Source organism: Vibrio sp. YT-17 (genome assembly GCF_033337375.1).
Classification (GTDB): Bacteria; Pseudomonadota; Gammaproteobacteria; order Enterobacterales; family Vibrionaceae; genus Vibrio; species Vibrio alginolyticus.
In genome coordinates this window covers 1-2,271 of sequence record NZ_JAWOQP010000057.1, presented here as the reverse complement: position 1 = coordinate 2,271, position 2,271 = coordinate 1, and the positions used below count along the sequence as shown (strand labels likewise).

Here is a 2,271-nt window from a genome sequence, read left to right as displayed (position 1 = left end):
TTTAAAATACAAAACGCCCGATGAAGTACATCGAGCGTTTTAGTTAAAAAGTGTCAACCCATATCAGGACGGGTCATCGTGAATTAAATATTAAACAGCTTTTTGGCATTCTCAGTCGTTATGGCATCGATGGTTGCGATGTCGACATCACGCAAGTCGGCAACACGTTGTGCAACGAGAGAAGTGTAGGCTGGTTCATTACGTTTACCACGGTGTGGCACAGGCGCTAAATATGGACAGTCGGTTTCTAAAATGACCCACTGCATATCCAAATGTGGAATGACTTTATCCATCCCGCCATTCTTAAAGGTCGATACGCCACCCAAGCCTAAGTGGAAGCCTAGCTCATTGATTGATTGCGCTTCTTCTAAGCTGCCTCCAAAACAGTGGAATACACCACGCAGACGACCATCTTGCTCTTGTCTTAGCAAAGTGAGTGTTTCTTCAATCGAATCACGAGTGTGGATAACGACTGGTAAGTCCATCTCTTTTGCCCAGTTAAGTTGAGTTACGAACGCCATTTCTTGCTCAGCACGATAGGTTTTATCCCAATACAGGTCGATACCGATTTCGCCCACCGCAATAAACTTGTGTTTCTCAAACCAACCGCGGATGATCTCCAACGTTTGTTCAACATTGCTGTCCACATAACAAGGGTGGAGTCCCATCATTGAGTGGCACACGTCAGGATATGCCGCTTCGGTTTGTAGCATGGGCTCAATTGAGTCCAGATCGATGTTTGGCAACAGGATTTTATTAATGCCTTGCGTTAAGGCGCGTTGTACTACTTCATCGCGGTCGTTATCAAATTCGCTGGCATAGATGTGCGCGTGGGTATCGATCATCGTTACTCTCTGTGCTTCATAGTTGGTTTCGTATTCGAAGTATACTTGAGTGTGAGTGCTGGGTCATTTTCAGTTTTTTTCATTACCTTTTTCCAGATTGTCACTCGCAACATGCATCAAGAGTGATATGATTTTGTTCACCAGATGATTTGATCATCATAACCGTCCAGACAAGGAGAAAATGGTGTCTGTATCAATTCAAGGTCCATTCCCTGCACGCCGTATGCGTCGTTTACGTAAGCACGATTTTAGTCGTCGTTTGATGGCTGAGAACCAACTTTCTGTTAATGATCTGATTTACCCAATGTTCATTCTTATGGGTAAAGATCGTCGTGAGAGCGTGGAGTCCATGCCGGGTGTAGAGCGTTTGTCGATTGATTTAATGCTAGAAGAAGCACAATACCTTGCAAATCTAGGCGTTCCAGCAATCGCGCTTTTCCCTGTCGTAAACCAAGACGCTAAAAGCTTATGTGCTACTGAAGCCTACAACCCAGAAGGTTTGGTTCAGCGAGCAGTACGAGCGCTTAAAGAACACATTCCTCAAATTGGTGTAATCACAGACGTGGCACTCGACCCATTCACGACACATGGCCAAGACGGCATCATCGATGAAGATGGCTACGTAATGAATGATGAAACCACAGAAGTATTGGTTAAGCAGGCTTTGTCTCATGCAGAAGCGGGTGCTGACGTAGTCGCGCCTTCAGACATGATGGATGGCCGAATTGGTAAGATCCGCGAAGCATTAGAAAACGCGGGCTACATTCATACTCAAATCATGGCTTACTCGGCTAAGTACGCATCGAACTACTACGGACCATTCCGTGATGCGGTTGGCTCTTCTTCAAATCTAAAAGGCGGCAACAAGAAAAACTACCAAATGGACCCAGCAAACATTGATGAAGCGATTCACGAAGTGGCGCTAGACATCAATGAAGGTGCGGACATGGTGATGGTTAAACCTGGTATGCCATACTTAGATGTAGTTCGCCGAGTAAAAACTGAACTTCAAGTACCGACATTTGCTTATCAAGTCTCTGGCGAGTACGCGATGCATAAAGCGGCGATCATGAATGGCTGGCTCAAAGAGCGTGAAATTGTGATGGAATCACTATTGTGCTTCAAACGTGCAGGTGCAGATGGCATCTTAACGTACTTTGCGAAAGACGTTGCTGAGTGGTTGGCAGAAGAGAATGCACAAACTGCTCAACACCTAAATCGTACTCCGGAAGCGACAGAAGAGTAATTATCGCTCAGTGAGAAATACCAGACCAACAAGAGTTGTTCGTCTGTATATACCCAAGTAACCTCAGGCGGATTACAACAGTAACAATCCAAGGTGCTTGGGTATTTTTATTTTCAGCCCTAAACCACCTACTTCAGTAGGTGGTTATCATCCGTTTCGGCTTTGCCTGTAAAACTACTC

2 protein-coding genes are annotated in these 2,271 nt (G+C 45.2%); one reads left to right on the top strand and one right to left on the bottom strand.

The genetic code is table 11. The features are described 5' to 3' along the window. Positions 1–83 precede the first annotated feature (83 nt). The gene (locus R7F67_RS23770; RefSeq protein WP_318057408.1) at positions 84–845 is read right to left on the bottom strand and encodes a TatD family hydrolase; all 762 of its coding nucleotides are present in this window, start codon (positions 843–845) and stop codon (positions 84–86) included. 184 nt (positions 846–1,029) lie between these two features. Between R7F67_RS23770 and hemB the strand changes: the two genes are divergently transcribed. After that, the gene (gene hemB, locus R7F67_RS23765) at positions 1,030–2,091 is read left to right on the top strand and encodes a porphobilinogen synthase (RefSeq protein WP_031777176.1); all 1,062 of its coding nucleotides are present in this window, start codon (positions 1,030–1,032) and stop codon (positions 2,089–2,091) included. Positions 2,092–2,271 lie beyond the last annotated feature (180 nt).